Here is a 1,959-nt window from a genome sequence, read left to right on the forward strand (position 1 = left end):
TGCCCGCACTGCGGGGAACACCGCATGCTCTCGGGTCGTTGGGTTGCGGTGAGCACTTTGATGAGCCGGTGCAGGCGGAGGTCATCGCCAGGGGCGAGCACGCTGATGAGGTCGTCCGTGAGCGCGCAACGGATGCAGAGCCCCGCCCGGAACCTCTCGGCCTCGCGGTGACAGCGGGTGCAGGTCAGGGCGGTGGTGATGCCGGCGCAGTCACGGCAGAGGGGCTCTCGTTCGGCGGAGCGACCCGGGAGCATGCGGTGTTCCCCGCAGTGCGGGCAGGTGCCGTAGGTGTGGGTGGCTTCGGTGAAGCAGGCCCCGCAGATGGCTCCGTCGGGCCAGTGCACGCGGATCTTGGCGACCTGCTGGTGGCAACGGTCGCAGGCGTGGGGCCCGGCCGAGCGGGGTCGGCCGCGTTTGTTCGGGGCGGGGAGGTCGGTGAGCGTGGGCGGCCGGGCGGATCCGTTGCCGTCGGTGGCCGGGCGCCAGGGGTCAGTCATTGTCGTCGTCGATGATCCGGGCGCGCACGGGGCGGTAGTGGCGAAGGTCGGGGAGGTCTTCACCGGCGGCCGCGCGGTGTTGCCGGGCGGTCTTGGCGTCGGTGGCCGTGTAGGTGATCGCGGGCGCCGATGGCTTCCAGCAGGGTCCTGGCCCGGGTGCCTGGGCGCATGTAGGTGTAGACGCTCTCGGGTCGTTGGGTTGCGGTGAGCACTTTGATGAGCCGGTGCAGGCGGAGGTCATCGCCAGGGGCGAGCACGCTGATGAGGTCGTCCGTGAGCGCGCAACGGATGCAGAGCCCCGCCCGGAACCTCTCGGCCTCGCGGTGACAGCGGGTGCAGGTCAGGGCGGTGGTGATGCCGGCGCAGTCACGGCAGAGGGGCTCTCGTTCGGCGGAGCGACCCGGGAGCATGCGGTGTTCCCCGCAGTGCGGGCAGGTGCCGTAGGTGTGGGTGGCTTCGGTGAAGCAGGCCCCGCAGATGGCTCCGTCGGGCCAGTGCACGCGGATCTTGGCGACCTGCTGGTGGCAACGGTCGCAGGCGTGGGGCCCGGCCGAGCGGGGTCGGCCGCGTTTGTTCGGGGCGGGGAGGTCGGTGAGCGTGGGCGGCCGGGCGGATCCGTTGCCGTCGGTGGCCGGGCGCCAGGGGTCAGTCATTGTCGTCGTCGATGATCCGGGCGCGCACGGGGCGGTAGTGGCGAAGGTCGGGGAGGTCTTCACCGGCGGCCGCGCGGTGTTGCCGGGCGGTCTTGGCGTCGGTGGCCGTGTAGGTGATCAGGTCGTTGGGCGTGACCTCGAGGGCGTCGCAGAGGGCGACGAGGACCTTGAAGGAGATCCGCTCCGGCTGCTGGGTCACGATGCGCCACACGGCGTTGGCGGTGAGGGTGATGCCACGTTCGTGCAACAGCTCGGCGAGGTCCTTGGCGGTGTGCACGCCGCGGCGTGCCATGATCTCGCGGACCCGCCAGGTGTAGGTGATCTCGCGTGTGCTCATGGGGCTCTCCTGGGTGCGGGCAGCCCGAGGGCTGCCTGGATGGTGCGGTCGTGGGCCCGTTCCAGGGCCAGTCGCTGGTAGTCGGGGGACGGCAGGGAGTAGATCGAGGTCGTCGCGGCGTGCTCGTGACCGAGCTGGAGTTGAACGAAGGTGACGTCGAAGCCCGCCCCGGTGATCAACTGTGTCGCGTAGGAACGCCGGAAGGAGTGCAGATCGAGCCCGGGCGGGAAACCGAGCTCATCGATGAAGGCACGCAGCCGCCCGAGCAGATGCGATTCGCCCACGATCGCCCCGGTGCTGGTGGGGAAGAGATCACTCACCGGGTGCCCGTAGCGGGGCAGCCCGTTGCGGATCCAGTCCTGGATCATCTCCGCGGACCAAGGCCAGACGGTCAGCACGGAGCGGACCTTCTTCGCCGAGCCGCGGTGGGACTTTCCCCAGCGCACGCGCAGCACGCCGTGGCCGCCGAGAT

3 protein-coding genes and 1 pseudogene are annotated in these 1,959 nt (G+C 70.5%); all 4 read right to left on the minus strand.

Features of this window, described 5'->3' with window-relative positions; all coding sequences use genetic code 11:
- Positions 1–497 (minus strand): annotated as a pseudogene (locus tag ABL57_RS09050) (hypothetical protein); the annotation flags it as partial.
- A 59-nt stretch (positions 498–556) separates the two neighbouring features.
- Entirely contained in the window at positions 557–1,150 is a 594-nt protein-coding gene (locus ABL57_RS09055; protein ID WP_152683334.1) for a hypothetical protein, read from the minus strand.
- A complete protein-coding gene (locus ABL57_RS09060; protein WP_047803140.1) occupies positions 1,143–1,487 on the minus strand; it encodes a helix-turn-helix transcriptional regulator in 345 nt (114 codons plus the stop codon). The genes ABL57_RS09055 and ABL57_RS09060 overlap by 8 nt, the downstream gene beginning before the upstream one ends.
- Positions 1,484–1,959, minus strand: a 476-nt coding sequence (locus tag ABL57_RS09065) for a site-specific integrase (RefSeq protein WP_047803141.1), incomplete at its 5' end; no start/stop codon positions are given. The genes ABL57_RS09065 and ABL57_RS09060, both read right to left, overlap by 4 nt.

The sequence above is a fragment of the Kocuria sp. SM24M-10 genome (assembly GCF_001027955.1).
GTDB lineage: Bacteria > Actinomycetota > Actinomycetes > Actinomycetales > Micrococcaceae > Kocuria > Kocuria oceani.